General features: G+C 71.2%; 16 protein-coding genes. 13 read left to right on the forward strand and 3 right to left on the reverse strand.

The features are described 5' to 3' along the window. Positions 1 to 66 precede the first annotated feature (66 nt). Together ACRWNP_RS25060 and fxsT are read left to right on the forward strand one after the other, a co-directional pair. Positions 67 to 921: an AAA family ATPase gene (locus ACRWNP_RS25060; RefSeq protein WP_431965021.1), complete on the forward strand. Its 855-nt coding sequence runs from the start codon at positions 67 to 69 to the stop codon at positions 919 to 921. After that, positions 921 to 5,225 carry an FxSxx-COOH system tetratricopeptide repeat protein gene (gene fxsT, locus ACRWNP_RS25065; RefSeq protein WP_431965023.1) on the forward strand — a complete coding sequence of 1,435 codons (4,305 nt, stop codon included), beginning with the start codon at positions 921 to 923 and terminating at the stop codon, positions 5,223 to 5,225. Before ACRWNP_RS25060 ends, fxsT begins: the two co-directional genes overlap by 1 nt. Here fxsT and ACRWNP_RS25070 read toward each other — a convergent pair. The 3 genes from ACRWNP_RS25070 to ACRWNP_RS25080 all read right to left on the reverse strand — a co-directional run bounded on the left by ACRWNP_RS25070 (position 5,211) and on the right by ACRWNP_RS25080 (position 8,465). After that, positions 5,211 to 7,064, reverse strand: coding sequence for an HEXXH motif domain-containing protein (locus ACRWNP_RS25070; RefSeq protein WP_431965024.1), 1,854 nt, complete (start codon positions 7,062 to 7,064; stop codon positions 5,211 to 5,213). The genes fxsT and ACRWNP_RS25070 overlap by 15 nt on opposite strands. Then, positions 7,051 to 7,269, reverse strand: coding sequence for a hypothetical protein (locus ACRWNP_RS25075; protein WP_431965026.1), 219 nt, complete (start codon positions 7,267 to 7,269; stop codon positions 7,051 to 7,053). The genes ACRWNP_RS25070 and ACRWNP_RS25075 overlap by 14 nt, the downstream gene beginning before the upstream one ends. A 374-nt stretch (positions 7,270 to 7,643) precedes the next feature. Then, complete coding sequence (locus tag ACRWNP_RS25080) at positions 7,644 to 8,465, reverse strand: HAD family hydrolase (protein WP_431965028.1); 822 nt, start codon at positions 8,463 to 8,465, stop codon at positions 7,644 to 7,646. A 459-nt stretch (positions 8,466 to 8,924) separates the two neighbouring features. On the opposite strand from ACRWNP_RS25080, the gene ACRWNP_RS25085 reads away from it, so the two are divergent. Genes ACRWNP_RS25085 through ACRWNP_RS25135 form a run of 11 tightly spaced genes read left to right on the forward strand, consistent with a single transcriptional unit; the run spans position 8,925 to position 20,250 of the window. Then, positions 8,925 to 10,217, forward strand: coding sequence for an ABC transporter substrate-binding protein (locus ACRWNP_RS25085; RefSeq protein WP_431965030.1), 1,293 nt, complete (start codon positions 8,925 to 8,927; stop codon positions 10,215 to 10,217). Positions 10,218 to 10,261: 44 nt separating this feature from the next. Continuing rightward, entirely contained in the window at positions 10,262 to 11,116 is an 855-nt protein-coding gene (locus tag ACRWNP_RS25090; protein ID WP_431965032.1) for a carbohydrate ABC transporter permease, read from the forward strand. Then, complete coding sequence (locus ACRWNP_RS25095; protein ID WP_431965034.1) at positions 11,116 to 12,039, forward strand: carbohydrate ABC transporter permease; 924 nt, start codon at positions 11,116 to 11,118, stop codon at positions 12,037 to 12,039. Before ACRWNP_RS25090 ends, ACRWNP_RS25095 begins: the two co-directional genes overlap by 1 nt. Then, positions 12,036 to 14,147, forward strand: coding sequence for an alpha-galactosidase (locus ACRWNP_RS25100; protein ID WP_431965036.1), 2,112 nt, complete (start codon positions 12,036 to 12,038; stop codon positions 14,145 to 14,147). The genes ACRWNP_RS25095 and ACRWNP_RS25100 overlap by 4 nt, the downstream gene beginning before the upstream one ends. Before the next feature lie 56 nt (positions 14,148 to 14,203). Further along, positions 14,204 to 14,962: an SDR family NAD(P)-dependent oxidoreductase gene (locus tag ACRWNP_RS25105; protein ID WP_431965038.1), complete on the forward strand. Its 759-nt coding sequence runs from the start codon at positions 14,204 to 14,206 to the stop codon at positions 14,960 to 14,962. A 48-nt stretch (positions 14,963 to 15,010) separates the two neighbouring features. Then, a complete protein-coding gene (locus tag ACRWNP_RS25110) occupies positions 15,011 to 15,772 on the forward strand; it encodes a FadR/GntR family transcriptional regulator (RefSeq protein WP_431965040.1) in 762 nt (253 codons plus the stop codon). Next, positions 15,769 to 16,914 carry a galactonate dehydratase gene (dgoD, locus tag ACRWNP_RS25115; RefSeq protein WP_431965042.1) on the forward strand — a complete coding sequence of 382 codons (1,146 nt, stop codon included), beginning with the start codon at positions 15,769 to 15,771 and terminating at the stop codon, positions 16,912 to 16,914. Before ACRWNP_RS25110 ends, dgoD begins: the two co-directional genes overlap by 4 nt. Further along, positions 16,908 to 17,705, forward strand: a complete 798-nt coding sequence (locus tag ACRWNP_RS25120; protein ID WP_431965044.1) for a hypothetical protein — start codon at positions 16,908 to 16,910, stop codon at positions 17,703 to 17,705. The genes dgoD and ACRWNP_RS25120 overlap by 7 nt, the downstream gene beginning before the upstream one ends. Before the next feature lie 26 nt (positions 17,706 to 17,731). Beyond that, on the forward strand, positions 17,732 to 18,367 hold the full coding sequence (locus tag ACRWNP_RS25125; RefSeq protein WP_431965046.1) for a bifunctional 4-hydroxy-2-oxoglutarate aldolase/2-dehydro-3-deoxy-phosphogluconate aldolase: 636 nt from the start codon (positions 17,732 to 17,734) through the stop codon (positions 18,365 to 18,367). Then, positions 18,364 to 19,263, forward strand: coding sequence for an SMP-30/gluconolactonase/LRE family protein (locus ACRWNP_RS25130; protein WP_431965048.1), 900 nt, complete (start codon positions 18,364 to 18,366; stop codon positions 19,261 to 19,263). Before ACRWNP_RS25125 ends, ACRWNP_RS25130 begins: the two co-directional genes overlap by 4 nt. A gap of 9 nt (positions 19,264 to 19,272) precedes the next feature. Beyond that, positions 19,273 to 20,250, forward strand: a complete 978-nt coding sequence (locus tag ACRWNP_RS25135; protein WP_431965050.1) for a sugar kinase — start codon at positions 19,273 to 19,275, stop codon at positions 20,248 to 20,250. The last annotated feature ends 64 nt before the right edge of the window (positions 20,251 to 20,314 follow it).

Here is a 20,314-nt window from a genome sequence, read left to right on the forward strand (position 1 = left end):
GTCCGGCGGCTGGGAACCCACCTGCCCAACGGCGCCGTGTCCCGGTTCGCCGAACAAGAGGCGAACATGGTGAACGCGGCCCTGCTGCTGCGCCGGCCCTTGCTGGTCAGCGGGCGACCCGGCACCGGGAAGTCGAGCTTGGCGTACCGCATCAGTCGTGAACTGCGCTTGGGGCGGGTCCTGCGGTGGCACATCACCAGTCGCACCACTTTGCAGCGCGGGTTGTACGACTACGACGCGATCGGCCGTGTCCAGGACACCGCGGCTGCCCGGGCGGCCCGTGACGGTGATCCCTCCGAGGCATCGGACCCAGCACCGCTGGGGATCGGTGAGTACATCCAGCTGGGGCCGCTGGGTACGGCACTGCTCCCGTTCGCGGAACCGCGGGTCCTGCTCATCGACGAGCTCGACAAGAGCGACCTCGATCTCGCCAACGATCTGCTGAGCATCTTCGAGGAGGGCAGTTTCGCCATCCCCGAGTTGTTGCGGGCCCGGCGCCGGCACCCGGTGGTGCGTGTCCTGACCAGCGACCCCGGAGGTGAGGCCGAGGTGCGCGACGGAACGGTCACCTGCCACGCCTTCCCGCTGATCGTGATGACCTCCAACAGCGAGCGGGAGTTCCCGCCGGCCTTCCTGCGGCGCTGCCTGCTGCTCGACATGCCGGAACCGGGCCAGGACGACCTGGCCGACATGCTCACCGCACACTTCGGGGAGGAGACGGCACGGCAGTGGGGAGGTGACCTCATCGCCAGGTTCCTCGAACGCAGCCGGGAACGCGGCGGACTGTCCAAGGACCAGCTCCTCAACTCGCTCTACCTGGCGACGTCCGGGGGGATCGGCGGCCAGGACGGCTCGCTGTACGAGATCGTCGAAGCGGTGTGGCACCGTCTCAACGGGTCGGGACCCGGGACGAAGTTCTGATGGCGGCCGCGGGGGACGAACAGCGGTCCATGCCCACCGGGCCGGAGGTCCGGGACGCGATCTATCTCGCAGCGTACGCGGATTCCGTGTCGGCGGCTCCGGGCGCACGTGATGTGGAGGGCCTGTCGACGACCCCGGCGAGTTCGGGCCGCGGCCCACAGGGGGTGCGCTCGTCGCCCACCCACCTCGTCGAGTACCACCCCGGCAACGACGTCCAGCCGGACGGGGAGAACCGGCGGCGGGGTCCGGGCGGGGGCCACCACCGTCCGGAAGGCGAGTCGGACCGGCGCGGGCGGCGTACCTCCGTGCGCTTGCCGGGCGCACTCGCGCTGGCGCGGTCCCTCAAGCCGCTCGGGCTGTTTCGCGCCTCCCCTCACGCCTGGGACATGGACGAGGACGCAACGGCGGAGCGCGCGGCCTCGGAGGGGTGGTGGCTGCCGGTCCGTCGTCCGGTCATGGAGCGCCGTCATGATCTGTGGTTGATCGTGGACGCGAGTGCGTCGATGGCCCTGTGGCAGGACGTCGTTCCGGTGTTCGTGGACATGGTGGAGAGCGCGGCTCTCTTCCGCACCGTCAGCACGACCCGAGTCGACCTGTCCGAGGCGGGACCACGTGCCCGCCGCGACGGGCACTCCCTGCATCGCCCTCGAGAACTCCGGTCAGGAACGGACTGCCCCGTGCTGGTCATCACCGACGCGGTGGCCGAGACATGGCGGAACGGTGAAGCAGCGGCCTTCCTCAACGCCAAGGGCAGGATCTCTCCCACGGCGGTGCTCAGCCTGCTGCCGCAGGAGTTGTGGGAGTTCACCGTTCCCAGTGCCTTTCGCGTCCAGTTGAAGGTCCCGCACACCGCCGCCGCGAACCGCATGTGCTCGGTGATGCGGTCGGCCTCCTCCCCGTCACGGCCTGGTGGACTGCTGCCGTCGCGCTCAGGGCAGGCGGTCCCCATACCTCTGGTGGAGATGACCCCCGGGTCGCTCGGTCGTTGGGCCCGCCTGGTGGCGTCCCCGGGCGGCCGTCACACATCCGCGGTCCTGCTCACCGGCAGACGAGGAGACCTGGGGGCCCACACGTCCCTCCAATCGGCCGGGAACGACGCGCCGGCGGGCTCCGGCTCCAGGCGTCCGGCGAACGACCCGAACCGTACGCGTGACTCCGCCCGTGAATCCGTGCAGAATTTCATGGCGAAGGCGTCCCCGACGGCATTCCGGCTTGCCTGCCGGCTGGCTGCCGCACCCCTCAACCTGCCTGTGATGCGCATCATCCAGGATTCCGTGCCCGGAGCGCAGAACTGGAATACCGCCGAAATCATGATGTTCGGATTGTTGCGCCGAATCGAAAACGGTGCGGACGTGGAGGACGCCGAGCGCGTTTCCTTTGATTTCGTGGAGGGCGTCAGGGAGGAGTTGCTGGCCCTCGGCACACGTTTCGAGACGTTGCACGTACTGCGCCAGGTGTCGGAAGTCCTGGGTCCCCGGGTGGCTGCTTCCGGCGTGCAGGACGACGACCCCCTGTCATGGCGGGCGGATCACGTCGACCTGCCGGTGACTCCCGACACGCTGCCCTTCGTCCGTCCTCTGCGGGCTGTCTTCAAGGCTCTTTCGGGTCCTTACCTCGCGAGGGCGGCGCGGCTCGACGGCCTCCTGGACGACGGGGAGGGCGCGGAGCGGTACGGCGGCGGCGGTCGAGCGGGAGCGCAGGAAAGTCCTTTCGGGCCAGGAAAAGCAAGCGAGTCCACGGAGACGGAGCCACGTTCTCGAGCCGTTCGGGGAGAAGCCATGTCCAATTCAGGAACGGAAAGCTCGCGGCAGTTCCTGCCGCCTCAGCCGCAATTCGGCGGCAATCTTCCACTGCGAAATCGCAATTTCACAGGGCGTGAAGAACTCCTCGCCGTGCTACGTCAACGACTTGCCAGCGGAGTCACTACCGCGGTCCTGCCCGAGGCCCTGCACGGAATGGGCGGGGTCGGGAAATCCCAGATAGCGATCGAGTACGTCTACCGCTACGGGAAGGAGTATGAACTCATCTGGTGGATACCCGCCGAGCAGATCAACCTCGTCGTGCAGTCCCTCATCGAGCTGGGGGAGCACATGGGGCTGGACGCGGGTGCCAACCGCAGCGCCGTTCCGACCGTCCTCGAGGCGCTGCGGCGGGGCCGGCCGTACAAGAACTGGTTACTGGTCTTCGACAACGCGGAGAACCCGCACGAGGTCCTCCAGTTCTTCCCCCGCAACGGGCCGGGCCGAGTCCTGGTGACGTCCCGCAACTCCCAGTGGTCCACCCTGGCGAGTTCGCTCGAAGTGGATGTCTTCACCCGTCCGGAAAGCGTCGAGCTGATCAAGCGACGCAGTCCGCAGATCCCGGATGAGGCTGCGGACCGACTGGCGGACGCGCTCGGTGACCTGCCGCTGGCCGTGGAGCAGGCGGCCGTGTGGCTCGCCGAGACGGGGATGCCGGCGCAACAGTACCTGGAACTGTTCGAGACGAAGTGCGCCGAACTCCTGGAGGTATCTCCTCCCCCCGACTACGACCTTCCCGTGGCGGCGGCGTGGAACGTGTCGCTCGACCGCCTGCGCGAGGACCACCCGGCTGCGCTCCAACTGCTGCAGATCTGCGCGTTCTTCGCGCCGGAGCCGATCTCACGCGGGTTCTTCGAAGCGGTGCGCGGCGTCACCGCCCCTTCCGCCCTACGGGCTGCGCTCGACGACCCGATCAAGCTGTCCCAGGCCATCCGTGAGATCGGGCGCTACGCACTGGCCCGCATCGACCACCGGAACTCCACCATCCAGGTCCACCGTCTCGTGCAGCGGGTCCTCGTCGAGCAGATGGATACGGCGGAACGCATCGAGATGCGTCACTGCGCACATGAGATCCTCGCGAACGCCGACCCCAGGAATCCCGGGCAGCCGGACGAGTGGGCTCGCTACTCGGCGCTCCTGCCGCATGTGAGGGCCACGAGGCTGGTGGAGTGCGAGGACGGATGGGCCCGTCAGCTGGTGCTGAACGAGGCAGTCTTCCTGCGGGAGCGCAGTGACTACCAGGAAGGCTTGAAACTCGCGGAGGAGGCATGTGACATCTGGCGCCGCCTTCTGGGGGAGGACCACGAGCACATCATCGCCGCCGACCAGGCCCGTGCCCTGACCTTGCGCTGGCTGAACCAGTACGACGCGGCGTATGAGTTGCAGGCCGAATTGCTGGAGCGGTGCCGACGGGTCCTGGGAGAACGCCATGAACTCACCCAGCGAGCCGTCAGTGTGATGGCGATTCTCCTGCGACTGCGAGGTGACTTCTACGGAGCACGGGAATTGGACCAGCAGGCATACCAAACGACGCGGCTGGAACTCGGTTCGTACGACACCGGCACGTTGCATGCCGCCCACAACTACACCGTCAGCCTGCGTTTGGCCGGTGACTTCCAGGAGGCGCTTCGGATCGACGAGGAGACGTACGAGCGCCGTGTCGAGGTCCTGGGGGACTACAACACGCGAACCCTGAGCAGCCGCTATCAGATGGGTCTGGACCTTCAGGAACTGGGCCGACTGGACGAGGCGAGGCAGGTGTTCTCGTCCCTCAGGGACCTGACGCACTCGATGCTCGGCCCGAAGCACGATCTCGCGATCCGGGCCACCCGTGAACTGTCCGTGACCCTGCGCAAGCTGGGCGACCATGCGGGCGCGCGGGAACTGTCCTTCATGGTGCTGTCCGTTCTCAGGGCGCAGTTCGGAGAGGACTCGCTGGAGACCGTCCGCGCATCCCAGAACCACGCGACGGACCTCCGGCAGACAGGAGACCTCGAAGGGGCGGCCCAGCTCGGCCGGGCCACCATGGAGCGGTGTACGGCTCTGCTGGGCCGTGAGCACCCGCACACCTATGCGACGGCCAACAACTTGGCCGTCACGCTCCGCCTGTTGGGCCGCGTCGATGAAGCCCGGGAGCTGGACCAAGCGGCAGTGCACGGGCTGAGCAACGTGCTCAGTGCGGATCACCCCCGCACCTTGGTGTCGCGAACCGGGCTCGCCAGCGACCTCTGGGCCCAGAACCACTTCCAGGAGGCTCATGATCTGGACACCGTGCTGCTCGACGTGAGCACCTCGGTTCGAGGAGCGAACCATCCCGCGACGCTGGCGGTCATGCTCAACCTGTCGTACGACCTGAAAGCCCTGGGCCAGGTCGCGGCGGCGCGCACGTTGTACGAGCGAGCGCTGGCGGCCATCCGGCAGGTGCACGGCCCGCAACATCCGGCGAGCATCGATGCGGAGCGCAATCGCCGGGCCAACGTTGACATCGACCTACTGGGTGTCTGATGGCCGAGCGGTTCCTGCGAGACCGGTACCGAGCCAGACGGCAAGGGGTTCGGGTCCTGGGGATCGTCTGTCCAGCCGTTCCAGGGCGGCATGAACGGCCAGGACGAGGTCAGGACGCTCGGCAAGCAGCGACACTCCTGGGGACGCCAGGCCGAGGCCAATCCAGGTGGCCGGTGCAGGGGTCGCTTCGCGGTACGCCGCCAGCGCCCCCTCCGTGTCTCCGGTGATCAGTGCGACGTCCGCCGCGGTCGCTCCCGTGATCCCCAGCATGTCTGCGTCGCTGGTCTCCGCAGCGGCCCACACTTGTTTGAAGGCATCGGGGCGCGTCACCCACAGTCTTGCCAGCCAGGTCCTGGCGCCGGCCTCTGGAGCTGTGGCGGAGTGGACCATACGGGCGGGGGGCAGGTGGCGAGGTGCGGGCTGGCCGGCGTGCCAGCGACGAGCGAGCTCGTCTGCGTCGGCGGCATCCACTGCCAGATGTGCCGCTCGCCACGACGCCCACTGGTCCCGGCAACACAGCTCGGCAAGGGAGCCCGCCGGCTTGTTCACCGACTCCTGACTCCAGTCGCCGACCAACTCGGCCACAGCCTGGACGACGACGTTACCGGCGTAGGTGAGGCCCTCGGCACTGCGCAGAGCGGCCAGTGCCGACCGTACCTGCCACCTGTGCACGGCGAACTCGAAGTCCGCACGCTCCCCATCGGCCTCGCGGCGGCCTCTCCAGAACGCAGCGACCCCGGCGAAGGCGTGAGCTCCGAAGAGCAGACCACGCAGCGGGCGCGCATCGGCACGCCAGGGTGCGAAGTACAGGGCCTCGGCTCCTTGCTCCGTATGCTCCGTCGGTTTCAGAAGGGGCACCAGATGGTCCAGAGCGGTGAGCAACTGATGCTGGGACTCATGGACGAGCGTGGCGGCCAATGACTGTGCGTCCTCGGGCAGCGACATGGTCAATGCGCCGAAGGCGTCAGGGATGGACGCGCTGACGACTCGTAATGGTCCCGCACCCTCGACCGGAACGACCGAGCGTACCGTCCCCGACACCATGCGGTGGGCGGCCGGGTTGCTCTCGCGGAGGAGCTCGTACGCCTTGGTCAGTAGTGAGCGCCAGCTTGATACGGCCGTCGGACCCAGGTCGGTGGGGCCGCGCAACGCCCGGAAGTCGCGATAGGGAGAAAGGTGATCGAGTACCGCTGCCTGTGTCCCGTCCCGGCCCGCTGGGCTTACCGTCTGTAGCGGCGACCAGCCTTCGGCGGGCGCCGTCGGATCTTTGGGCACGTGTACGGACCCGCATTCGCCGGAGACCAGGCCTCCGTCCGGCCCGGCCTCCACGCTCACCACGGCCCACGGCGCAGGGCCCACGCTTGCCGTGATGCCCAGGGACGGGAGCCACAGCCGGCCGTCCCGGACCGGAACGCGAAGGGAGCAGGGGACTCCGGCACGAATGGCGGCTGCCGCTGCGAGGGTTCCGAGAACCGCGCTCGCCGCCCATCTGGGTGAATCGGAAACTGATTCAGCCGTCGGCCGTGCTAGTCGACGCACCAGCGCGAACGCCCAGGCACCGACGGCCGGGTCGCGCAGCACGGTCTCGACGGCTTCGGGAGCGACGCGCTGCACCGCACAAAGCGTCGCCCAGACCTCGCGCGGGCCGGTGGGTGATGGGCCGGGTTCCGGCGCTGAAGCAGCGGAGGCCTCGGCGGTACGCAGGAGTGCTGTGAGCGCCAAGAGCAGTCGGCTGCGCTGAGCCGATGCCAATAACGCGATATCGGCTTGGCCGACGTCTCCGCGGGCCACGCCGATCAGTGTTTCGCGAGCGACCAGGTATGGTTCAGCCGAGGTCAATGGTGGTCACGCTCGTCATGGCCCCGTAAGTCGTCTCGTATCCGGGCGCGATGCTGCCTTCGCACAACGGGGCCGATGCGCGCATCAAGCCGCTCCGCAGCGCTCCCCATGCATGCTCCAGACCGGTCATGCCTCCGAGATCGTCCAAGCGGAAGTCAGACAGGTCGATGAGCTCCGAGAGCAAACCGCGTGCGGATTCTGACACGTGCGCCACACCTTCCAGTCGACCAGATCCGACCTCCCCGTTGTAGCTTTTTGCGGGTCAAGAGAACGGTCACCCGCATTGAGCAGAACTGAGTGAGCTACAACTATCTGGTCCAGCATTAGTTGTGTATTGCGGAAAAATGTCTTCTGGCCTGTCGACCGATGGGCGCACGTGCGCCTGCGACAGGTTAGCACCAGACAGTAAGGGAACGCATGACGTGGCTGATCCGCTGATAGCGCGTGACGAGATCCATCTTCATCGCGGAGTCCGGGACGGGGAATCCTGAGCGGCGCGTCCGGTTGGTGGAGGTGTGTCCTGCCGGACCCAGTTCTCAAGGCTCGGGTGCGTGCGGGCGGACGCCGCCCCTTGGCGTGTCAGCGCTCCCCCGTCCCCGTCCCGTAGAGCCGCTCCAGGACGCGGGCCACGCCGTCGTCCTCGTTGGAGGCGGTGCGGTGGGCGACCTCGGTGAGCACGGCCGGGTGCGCGTTGGCGACGGCGCAGCCGGTGCCCGCCCAGGTCAGGACGGGCAGGTCATTGGGCATGTCGCCGAAGGCGATGACCTGCTCGGCCGCGATGCCGCGGGACGCGCACAGCGCCGCCAGCGCGGCCGCCTTGGTGACGCCCCGGGCGCTGACCTCCAGCAGGCCGTGGCCGCCGGAGTGGGTGAACTGGGCCCGGCCGCCGGCGGCGTGCTCCGCGACGGCGAGCAGGGCGTCCGCGTCGAGCGCGGGCGACCAGGCGAGCAGTTTCACGAACGGGTCCGGTGTCGCCCACAGTTCCGCGAGCGAGGGTACGGGGACCTCGGCGCCGGCGTCCTCGGGCAGGCGATGTCCGTATCCCGGGGCCCAGCGCAGCCGGTGGCCCGTCTCCACGGCGAAGCCGACGCCCGGCGCCGCGTCCCGCAGGGCGGCGGCCACCCTTCGTGCGACGGGGGCGGCGAGCGGGCTGGTTCCCATGACGGTGCGGCGGCCGATGTCGTACACGATCGCGCCGTTGGAGCACACCGCGGTGCCGGTGAGCCCGGTGGCCGCGGCGAGCGTGTCGAGGTAGCGGGGCGGCCGGGCGGTCACGAGGACGATTTCCGCGCCCGCGTCGGCCGTGGCGCGCAGGGCGTCCAGCGTGCGGGCGGAGAGCGTGCCGTCCTTCCGCAGGAGCGTGCCGTCGAGATCGGTGGCGACCAGGTGGGGGCGGGGCATCGCCGCATTCTACGGAACCCCGCGGAGCGCGGTGCCGTGACGGACTCAGGTCACCGAAAGATCGCGTTTTTAAGTTAATTAGCAATTAATATTGACAGACTTCGGGGGTCCGGACACAGTTTCCGCCGTGGCACCGGCGCCCGGCACGCCGTCTTCCGCAGGGTGGACGGCCGCGTCCATCAGGACGCGCTCCGGGCCGCGCGCGACCCGTTCGCCGCGTCTCGCGGCACCCCGCTCCACCTCGTTCCACCTGCGTTCCACCGGCGTCAACCCGCCTCATACGGCGCCAACGGGCGTGCCTCCAGGCCTTGTTCGGTGAGGGGTGCACCGCCCGGAAAATAAATTAGTAATTAATCTTGACGGGATGCTGACCCCTGCGACAGGCTGTGCCTGCCGCACCCAGAGCCGGGCCGTCAGGGGGCCTCAGCTCCGTTCCGTGGGCACTAAGGGAGTGCACAGATGACCGCCTTCAACGCCAGCCGCCGCCGGTTCCTCGCCGTGTCCGGCGCCGTCGGCGCCGGCGCGCTGCTCAGCAGCTGCGTCACCCAGAGCCCGTCCGCCTCCGGAGGAAAGTCCGGCGGCCCGGTGACCCTGCAGTCCAACCTCTCCTCCCCGCAGGCGAAGACCTCGATGCAGCAGCTCGTGGCCGCCTTCAACAAGCGTGGCGGCGCCGAGGCGAAGCTCAACACCGTCGCGTCGGAGACCTTCCGCACGCAGTTGCCGACGTACCTCACCTCGGCCAACCCGCCGGACATCTACACCTGGTACCCGGGCTCCGTCGCCGAGTCGTACGCCAAGAAGGACCTGCTCCTCGACCTGGACGACATCTGGGGCAAGCCCGAGCTGTCCGGCTACACCGACGCCCTGAAGAAACTGTGCACCTCCGCCTCCAGCGGCAAGAAGGTCTTCGTGCCCACCAGCTACTACTGGTGGGGCATGTTCTACCGGAAGTCCAACTTCGCCAAGTGGGGCGTCCAGGAGCCTAAGAACTGGGACGAGTTCCTCGACCTGTGCGACAAGCTCAAGAGCAAGGGCGTCGCCCCGGTCGGCCTCGGCGCCGGCGGCGACACCCCGTGGGTCGCCTCCGCGTGGTTCGACTACCTCAACATCCGCGTCAACGGTGCCGCCTACCACCGCGAACTGCTGGCGGGCAAGCACCGCTTCGACGACCCCGAGGTCCGCAAGGTCTTCGACACCTGGGACCAGGCCCGGCCGTTCTTCGACCCGAACGGCACGGCGATACCGTTCCAGGACGCCACCACCGCCCTCCTTCAGGGCCGCACCGGCATGATGCTCATCGGCACCTTCTTCGCCGACGCCGCGCCGAAGGACGCCCTGGGCGACCTGGACTTCTTCCAGTTCCCGATCATCGACCCCAAGGTGCCGGTCGCCGAGGAGGCGCCCACCGACGGCTACTTCGCCAGCGCCCGCAGCAAGCGCACCGACGGCGTCAAGGAGCTGCTGAGCTACCTGGCCACCGCCGAGGCGCAGGAGCTCTACCTCAAGAACTCCTCCGGCACCGCGCTTCCCACCCACCCGGACGCCAAGGACGCCGGCACCCCGCTGGTGGTCAAGGGCCGCAAGCTCATCGATAGCGCCGCCGACGTGACGCAGTTCTTCAACCGCGACTCCAGCGACGCCCTCCAGCCGACCGCCGACACCGCCCTGGTGCACTACCTGGCGAAGCCCAAGGAGATCGGCTCCATCCTCACCACCTGGCAGCGCAGCGCGCAGAAGATCTGGAGCCAGTGACGATGGCGCTGCTCGGCTCCACACGTCGGTCCAGGGCCACTCGGGTGCCCCCGGTGGTCCTGGCCTTCGTTCTCGTCCCGCTGCTCGCCGAGGCCTTCTGGGTCTTCTGGCCGGCCCTCCAGGGTTTCTACCTCTCCCTGACCTCCTGGGACGGCCTGGCGGCCCCGAAGTTCGTGGGCCTCGGCAACTTCAGCGAGATGCTGCACGACGCGGTCTTCCGCACCGCCGCGATCAACACGGTGCTGTGGCTGCTGCTCTTCGGCGGGCTCTCCGCCGCCCTGGGACTCGGCGCCGCGCTGCTGCTCCAGCAGGAGCGGCGCGGTGTCGGGTTCTACCGGGCGGCGCTCTTCCTGCCGGTGGTCTTCTCGCTGGTCGCCACCGCGCTGGTGTGGCAGGCCATGTACCAGCCGGACGGCCTGATCAACAACGTGCTGGAGGGCGTCGGCCTCGGCGGCTGGAAGCACGCCTGGCTCGCCGACCAGGACACCGCCTTGTACGCGGTGATCGTGCCCGCGCTGTGGCGCCAGGTCGGCTACGTGATGGTGCTGTACCTGGCCGGCCTCAAGGGCATCGACCCCGCCCTGTACGAGGCGGCCAAGGTCGACGGCGCCACCCGCCGGCAGCAGTTCCGGCACATCACGCTGCCGCAGCTGCGCAGCGTCAACGCGGTCGTCCTGTCGGTGATCATCATCGACTCGCTGCGCTCGTTCGACGTGGTGTGGGCGCTCACCCGCGGCGGCCCGTACCACTCCTCCGAACTGCTGAGCACCTACATGTACTCCACCGCGTTCCAGTCCCTGCGCCTGGGATACGGCTCCGCGCTCGCCGTCGTCATCTTCGTGCTGGCCTTCGGCGTCATCGCGAGCTACCTCGTGCGCGCCTTCCGGGAGGCCGACTGATGACAGCCACCCACGCCACCGCGCGCGTCGAGGACCCGGCCGGCCGTGACGGCAAGGCCGCCAAGGTCCCGGCCGCGGCGCCCCGCCGGCCCCTCCTGAGCGGCCGCGCCCTGCGCACCACGGGCTTCCACCTCACCGCGGCCGTGCTGTCCGCGCTGTGGCTGCTGCCGATCGTCCTCGTCCTGGTCACCAGCACCCGGACCTTCGACGACATCGCCGCGCACGGCGTCGGCAGCTGGCCGCACTCCTTCACCTTCGACAGCTTCCGTCAGGCGTGGGTGGACGGCGGCCAGCAGCGCGCCCTCATCAACAGCCTGCTGGTCACGATCCCCACCGTGCTGCTGTCGCTGGGCCTGGCCTCCATGGCCGCCTTCGCGCTCAGCCGCTACGACCTGCCCTTCCGGCGCGTCCTGCTGCTGCTCATGCTCGGCGGCAACCTGCTGCCCCCGCAGATCCTGCTGATCCCGGTCTCCAAGCTCAGCGAAGTGCTCGGCATCTACGACCAGCTGTACGCCCTGATCGGGGTGCAGGTCGGCTTCGGCGTCGGCTTCTACGTCTTCGTGCTGCACGGATTCATGCGGTCGATCCCCGGCGAGATCCAGCAGGCCGCCGTCATCGACGGCGCGGGCCCCTGGCAGATCTACTGGCGGATCATCCTGCCGCTGGCCCGCCCGGCGCTGGCCGCGCTGAGCGCGCTGTCGTTCACCTGGATCTTCAACGACCTGCTGTGGGCCATCACGGTGTTGCGCACCGACACCCAGATGCCCATCACCGCGTCCCTCATCGGACTGCAGGGCCAGTACGTCTCCATGTGGAACGTCATCGCGGCGGGTTCGGTGATCGCCGCCGCCCCGACGGTGGCCGTCTTCCTCCGCTTCCAGCGCCACTTCGTGGCGGGACTCAACCTCGGAGCCGTCAAGTGACCGCGCACGACCGGTGGCTGCTGCGCACCGACACCACCACCTACGCCGTCACCCTCGGTGGCGACGGCCGCTGGGCCGAACTCGCCGCCTGGGGGCCGCACGGCGCCGAGGACGGCCCGTCGCCCCTGGACTGGTCGCGCCGCACTCACTTCATCACCCCCGCCGACGCCGCCCCGGCCGAGTACATCCCCTACGGGCTGCGGCCGTTCACCGGCGCCGACCTGGTCGCCTCCCGCCCCGGCGGGGACCGCGGCAGCTGGTGGCGGTTCGACGGCGCCACACAGGACGGCGACCGGACCCTGCGCCTGGACTTCGCCGACGACCTCCTCGGGCTGCGCACCGCGCTGCACTACCAGACGGTGCCCGGCACCGACGTCGTGCTGCGCTGGACGGAGCTGACCTGCACGGGCGGGGACGAGGTGCGGCTGGAGCGCTTCGACTCCGCCGCCGTCAACGTGCCCGTCCAGGGCGGCGCGCGGCTGACCTACCTGGCCGGCCAGTGGTCCCAGGAGTTCCAGCTCAAGGAGGTGGCGCTGGAGCGCGGACGCTTCGAGATGGAGAGCACACAGGGCTCCGCCGGGCACGCGTACCACCCGTGGCTCGCGATCCAGGACGCGGCCACCCCCGCCGAGGGCGCCACGCCCACCTACGGCATCGCACTGGAGTGGTCCGGCAACTGGCGGATCACCGCCGAGGCCGAGCCCGGCGGGGCGGTGCGCGTACGGGCCGGCCGCGTGCCCCACGAGGGCGCCGTCCGCCTCGCCCCCGGGACCACCCTCGTCACGCCGCGGCTGGCCTGCGCCTTCAGTGCCGACGGCCTCGACGGCCTGGCCCGCGTCTGGCACCGCTACGAGCGGCACCTGACCGGCGAGCGCATCGACCGGCCCCGCAAGGTGCTCTACAACTCGTGGGAGGCCACCGGCTTCGACGTCGACGCCGAGGGCCAGCTGGAGCTCGCCAAGGTCGCCGCCGAACTCGGCGCCGAACTCTTCGTCGTCGACGACGGCTGGTTCACCGGACGGCCCGACGACACCGGCGGCCTCGGTGACTGGGACCCGGACCCCGCCGAGTTCCCCGCCGGATTCGACCGGTTCGTCGAGGACGTCCGCTCCCTCGGCCTGGACTTCGGCCTGTGGGTCGAACCCGAGGGCATCAGCCCCCGCTCCAGGCTCTACGCCGAGCACCCCGAGTGGGTGTACCGCATCGACGGCCGGCCCGCCACGCTCGTGCGCAACCAGTTGCTGCTCGACCTCGGCCGCGAGGACGTCCAGGAATTCGTCATCGGCACCCTGGACCGGTTGCTCGGTTCCCACGCCATCAGCTACCTCAAGTGGGACATGAACCGTCCGCCCACCGAGCGGGGCCGCCCCGGGCACGCGTCGGGCGCCGATCCCGAGCGCCAGGACCTCGACGCCGCGCACGTCGCCGGCTACCTCCGCGTCCTGGACCACCTGCGCACCGCCCACCCGCACGTCACCGTCGAGGGCTGCGCGGGCGGCGGCGGCCGCGTCGAGCACGCCACCATCGCGCGCACCGACGTGGTGTGGCCCAGCGACAACACCGCGCCCATGGACCGGCTGCGCATCCAGTACGGCTATCTGCACGCGCACGCCCCGCACACCATGAGCTCCTGGGTCACCGACGCCCCCGGCGTCTTCGACCCGCGGCCGCGCTCGCTCGCCTTCCGCTTCGTCAGCTCCATGGCGGGCGTGCTCGGCATCGGCGCCGACATCCGCCACTGGACGCCCGGGCAGCGGGCCGAGGCCGCCCGGTGGATCGCCCGCTACAAGGAGATCCGCGACGTCGTCCACCACGGCGAGGTCCACCTGCTGGGCAGCCCCGCCGACCCGACCTGCGGCGTCCAGTACGAGGAACCGGGCGGTGACCGCCTGGTGGTGACGGCCTGGAACACCGGCCTCCTCGACGGCGCGCCCCTGGTGCCCGGCCGCGCCGCCCGGCTGCGACTGCGCGGGCTGCGACCGGACGCCGTCTACACCGACACGGCCACCGGCACCCGCTACAGCGGCGCGTACCTCCTCCACTCGGGACTGCCGTACGCCTGGACCGCGGATCACGACGCGGAGTTGACCGTCCTTTCCCGTCAGTGACGACAGCGGAAGAATCTGCACCCACCCGCCCCCTCGAACAGGAGACGACCCACCCCATGAACCCAGCGGCCCGCTTCACCAACCGCGTCGCCGTCGTCACCGGCGCCGCGTCGGGCATCGGCGCGGCGACCGCGGCCCGTCTCGCCGTGGAGGGCGCGGCCGTCGTCCTCGTCGACATCGCCGCCGACCGCGGCGAGGGGACCGCCGAGCGGCTGCGGGAGGACGGGGCCCGGGCCCTGTTCGTCGCCGCCGACGTCGCGGACGAGGACGACTGGCAGCGGGTGGTCACCGCCGCCCACGGTTTCGGGCCCGTGGGCGTCCTGGTCAGCAACGCGTACACAGTGGCCGTCGCGCCGGCCCACGAGACCAGCCTCGCTTCGTGGGAACGGCAGCTGTCCGTCAACCTCACCGGCGCCTTCCTGGGCGTGAAGGCGACACTGCCCGACCTGCGCGAGCAACGGGGGGCCGTGGTGCTCGTCTCCTCTGTCCACGCCCACCGGGGCATCCCCGGCCACCCGGCGTACGCTGCCAGCAAGGGCGCCCTGCTGTCGCTGTGCGGTCAGCTCGCCGTCGAGTACGGTCCGGACGTCCGCGTGAACGCGGTGCTGCCGGGGCCGATCCTGACCGCCGCCTGGGACCGCGTCCCGCAGGCCGACCGTGCGTCGAGCGTCGCCGAGACCGCGGCCCGCCGCTTCGGCACCCCTGAGGAGGTCGCCGCCGCCGTCGCCTTCCTCGCCGCCGACGAAGCCTCCTACATCACCGGATCGAGCCTGCTCGTGGACGGTGGCTGGAGCGTCACCAAGGCCTCGGCCTGACGGCACCGGACGCACCGGCCACCACCGAACAGCAAGAAAGGCAAACACATGACGCCATACGCGCGCCGCGGAGTGCACGGCCAGACCGTGGAGACCCTCGCCCGCCGAGTGCTCAGCGGCGAGATCCCCGAGGGAGCGACGCTCGACATGGCGGCCCTGCAGAGCGAGCTGGACGTCAGCCTGACGGCCCTGCGTGAATCGCTGAAGGTGCTCGCGGCCAAGGGCATGGTCGACGCCCGGCAGAAGCGCGGCACCTTCGTCCGGCCCCGCTCGGACTGGAACCTGCTCGACGCCGACGTGCTGCGCTGGCAGTTCTCCGAGAACAGCGGCACCGGCGCCGACTCGGCGCTGCTGCACAACCTCGGTGAGGTCCGCGGCATCATCGAACCCGCCGCCGTACGGCTGGCCGCGGCGCGCCGCACCGACGCCGACCTGGAAGCGCTGGAGACGGCCCTGAGGGCCATGGGCGAGGAGGGCGGCGCGAACCACGCCGTCGCGGCCGACCTCGCCTTCCACCGGGCGCTGCTCGCGGCCACCCACAACGAACTGCTGGAGCGCATGGAGGTGGTCATCGAGTCGGGCCTGGCCCAGCGTGACCAGCTGGTGCACAGCGCCCCGCACAGCGAGGACCCGGTGCCCAGCCACCGCGCGGTCCTCGACGCCGTGCGCGACCGGGACCCGGACGCCGCGGAACACGCCATGCGCGCCCTGCTCGACCAGGCGACGCGCGACCTCGACAAGGTCAGCGGCCCGCAGGCGCCCGAGGGCGCGGACGGCTCCGCCGAGCAGAAGGACGGCCAGGCACAGTGAAGATCGCGCGCGTCGAGACCTTCCTCGTCCCGCCCCGCTGGCTGTTCTGCCGCATCGAGACCGACGACGGCGTCGTCGGCTGGGGCGAGCCGGTGGTGGAGGGCCGGGCCGAGGTGGTGCGGACCGCCGTGGAGGTGCTCGCCGAACACCTCGTGGGCCAGGACCCCCTGCGGATCCAGGACCACTGGCAGGTGCTCAGCAAGGGCGGCTTCTACCGGGGCGGGCCCGTCCTCTCCAGCGCCGTGGCCGGCATCGACCAGGCCCTGTGGGACATCGCGGGCAAGGCCCTCGCAGTGCCGGTGCACACCCTGCTCGGCGGCCCCGTCCGCGACTCGGTCCGGGTGTACGCCTGGGTCGGCGGCGACGAGCCGGACCGGCTCAAGGAGGAGATCACCGCCCAGGTGGAGGCGGGCTTCACGGCCGTCAAGATGAACGCCGCCGGGCGCACCCCGCCGCTCGGCAGCCCCGCCGAGACGGCCGCCGTCGTGGAGCGCGTCGCGGCCGCCCGCGAGGCACTCGGCCCGCACCGGGACGTCGCCGTCGACTTCCACGGCCGGTTCACCGCTGCCAACGCGCGGCGCGTGCTGCACGAGATAGCCCCGCTGCACCCGCTGTTCGTCGAGGAGCCCGTCCTGCCCGAGCAGGCGCACCTGCTGCCGGGCCTGGTCGCCGCCTCGTCCGTGCCGCTCGCCACCGGCGAACGGCTCTACGGACGCGCCGACTTCCTCCCGGCCCTGACGGCGGGCATCGCCGTGGCCCAGCCGGACCTGTCGCACGCCGGCGGGATCTCGGAGGTCACCCGGATCGCCTCGCTCGCCGAGACCTTCGGCGCGCACCTGGCGCCGCACTGCCCGCTCGGACCGATCGCGCTGGCCGCCAGCCTGCAGGTCGCCTTCGCCACGCCGAACTTCCTGATCCAGGAGCAGAGCCGTGGCATCCACTACAACAAGGACGCCGACCTGCTGTCCTACCTGGTCGACACCGAACCGTTCCGGTTCGTCGACGGCCAGGCGCGCCGCACCGAGCTGCCCGGGCTCGGCGTCGTGATCGACGAGGACGCGGTCCGCGCCGCGGACCGTTCCGGCCATGCCTGGCGGAACCCGGTGTGGCGGCACGCCGACGGCTCCTTCGCCGAATGGTGAGCGGCGACCGGGTCCCGGTCGCCGTGGTCACCGACCTCGACCACGGCGGCTGCTGGACCTCGCTGACCGCGGGCGGCCGCCAATGGCTCTGGCACCGCGACGAGCCCCGCCGCATCCTGGTCCGGCCCGGCGACCCCTTCGCCGACGCCGGCGGCCTGGAGGAGTGCGTACCCACCGTGCGCGGGCTGCCCGACCACGGTGACGCCTGGTCACGGCCCTGGCACCGGGAGGGGGACGCGGAGGTCGTGGACTGCCCCGACTTCCGGCTGACCCGGCGCCTGAGCGCGGAGGCGGGGGACGCCGTCGCCGACTACACGCTCACCGCCGAGCCCGGCTACCGCTTCGTCTGGGCCGCCCACGCCCTGCTGGAGCTCTCCCCGGACGCGTGGATCGGCATCGACGCGGGCGCGCAGACCCGGCTCTATCCGGACGAGGGCGCCGGCTGGATCACCGGTCAGTGGCCGCGCGTCGAGGGCATCCCCCTCGACCGGCTCGGCCCGGATGACGGGACCGCCGTAGGGGCGGTCGTCCTCACCCCGCGGGTGACCGTGCACGACGGCCCCGACGCGCTGCACCTGTCCGTCGAGGCCGGCGGACAGCCGGTCGCGGTCGCGCTGTGGCGCAATCTTGGCGGCTTCCCCCAGGACGCGCCGTACCGCTCGATCGGCGTCGAGCCGATGCTCGGCCGTGTCTTCGACCGCACCGGGGCCGACGACGGCGACACGGCCGTCGTCCCGCCCTCCGGCGAGGTCGCCTGGCGGCTCACGGTCGCCGCGACCCGCCGCCCCTGAACGCCCATCACCAGAAGGGATGTCGGATGGACCTGCTCGCCGCGCTGCGTGCCCACCGGCTGCTCGCCATCGTCCGCGGCAGTGACCCGGACGCCGCCCTGACCACCGTGCTCACCCTCGTCGAGGAGGGGATCACCCTCATCGAGGTGTCCCTCAGCGGACGTGACGCGCTCGGCGTCATCGCCCGGGCGCGCGCCGCGCTCGGTCCGGACGCGACCCTCGGTGCCGGAACCGTGCTCAGTGCCGAGGACGCACGGGCCGCCCACAAGGCCGGCGCCGCCTTCCTCGTCACCCCCGCGGTCAGCGACGGCGTCGCCACCGGCCGGGAGCTCGGACTCCCTGTGCTCGCCGGGGTGATGACCCCCACCGACATCCTCCAGGCACTGCGGCTCGGCGCCGACGCCCTCAAGCTCTTCCCGGCCGGCAGCGCGGGCGGCCCCGGCTACCTGCGGGACCTGCGTGGCCCCTTCCCCGACCTGCCCTTCGTGCCCGTCGGGGGAGTGGACGCGCCGGCCGCCATGACATATCTGCGGGGCGGCGCCATCGCCGTCGGCGTCGGATCTCCCCTGATCGGGGACGCCGCCGAGGGCGGCAGCATCACCGCCCTGCGCGAACGCGCCCGCGGCTTCCTGGACGTCGTCCGCGCGCAGGCCCGTCCATGACCGGCACCGTGCCCCCCGCGGTCCTCGGGACCGACCGCCTCGAACTCGGCGAGGGCATCCGCTGGACGGACGGCCGCGCCGTGCTCACCGACATCCTCAGCGGCCGGCTGCTCGCCGCTTCCGACGGCCCCGCCGACCCGCACCGGCTGATCGCGCAACTGCCCTGCCCGCTAGGCGCGGTGGCCCCGGTCGAGGGGCACCCCGGCCACTGGGTCGCGGCGGCGGGCACCGGCATCTGCCGCATCGACCCCTCGGGGGGCGTCGACTGGATCGCCCGCCCCGAGGACGACGCCCCGATGGCGATCCGGATGAACGACGGCGTCGCCGACCCGCACGGCCGATTCTGGGCGGGCAGCATGGCGTACGACACCACCGAGGACGCCGGTTCGCTGTACCGACTGGACCGCGACGGCCGCCTCACCCGCGTGCTGCGCGACATCACGATCCCCAACGGCCCGGCCTTCAGCGCCGACGGCGCCGTCATGTACCTCGCCGACAGCGCCCGGGGCATCATCCGGCGTTACCCGGTCGACCCCGCGAGCGGCGACCCCGGCACGCCCGAGACCTTCGCCACCCTCGCCGACGGCAGCCCCGACGGCATGACCACCGACAGCGAGGGCGGGCTGTGGACCGCCGTCTGGGGCACCGGACAGGTCCACCGCTACCTCCCGGACGGCAGCCTCGACCGGATCGTCGACCTGCCGGCCGGGCAGCCCGCCGGACTCTGCCTCGGCGGTCCGGACGGCCGCACCCTCCTCGTCACCAGCGCCCACATCGGCCTCTCCGTGCCCGGGCCGCTCGACGGCGCCGTCTTCGCAATCCGGGTGGACGTGCCCGGCACACCGGCCGCCCCGTACCGCCCGACGCGCCTCCCCGGCCGCGCCGACACCCCCTAGGAAGCCACCATGAGCACCCCCCGGCCGCTGCGACCCGGGCCCGTCGTCTGCGTCGGCGAGACCATGGCCGCCCTCGCCCCCGACCCGCTCGGGCCGCTGGACGACGCGGACCTGCTGCGTGTCGACATCGCGGGCGCCGAGTCCAACGTCGCGCTCTACCTCGCCGACCACGGCATCCCCGCCCGATGGGTGTCCGCGGTCGGCGACGACCCCTTCGGCCGGCGGGTCCGCGAGCGGATCGCCGCGGGCGGCGTCGACATCGGCGGGGTGCGCACCGACCCCACCCGGCCCACCGGACTCCTGCTCAAGGACCCGGGCGCGCACGGCACCCGGGTCCACTACCACCGCACGGGGTCCGCGACCTCGGCGCTCACCCCCGACGTGCTCGACGACCCGGCCCTGGACGGGGCCGCGCTCGTCCACCTCAGCGGCATCACGCCCGCGCTGTCGCCCGGCTGCCACGCCCTCGTCGAACGGGCGCTGCGCCCCGACCGCCCGTGGCCCGTCAGCTTCGACGTCAACCACCGCCCCGCGCTGTGGACCGGTCGTTCCGCCGCCGACGTCCTGCGGCCGCTCGCCGACCGGGCCGACATCGTCCTCGTGGGCCTCGACGAGGCCCAGGTGCTGTGGGGCGCGGGGATCACCGACGCACGCTCGGTCCGCGAGCTGCTGCCCGGGCCCGGCGTCCTCGTGGTCAAGGACGGATCCCGGGCCGCCACGGCCTTCACCGGTTCCGACGCGCACAGCGTGCCCGCCCTCACGGTCCGGGTGGCCGAACCGGTCGGCGCCGGGGACGCCTTCGCCGCCGGCTTCCTCAGCGGTCTGCTGCGGGACCTGCCCATGGAGCGCGCCCTGCGGCTCGGCCATCTGACCGCGGCCTCGGCCCTGCGCGTCGCCGCCGACCACGGACCGCTGCCGGACCCCTCCGTCGTCGCCGCGCTGCTGGAGGCCGACGAGGAGACCTGGCGTGCCGCCACGTTGGGGTGAGTCCTTCGGATGAGACCTTCCGGGGTGTCTCGTCCCGCAGGGTGACGTGTCGCGGCGGGCCGCC

Source organism: Actinacidiphila sp. bgisy160, from assembly GCF_965342435.1.
Lineage (GTDB): Bacteria > Actinomycetota > Actinomycetes > Streptomycetales > Streptomycetaceae > Actinacidiphila.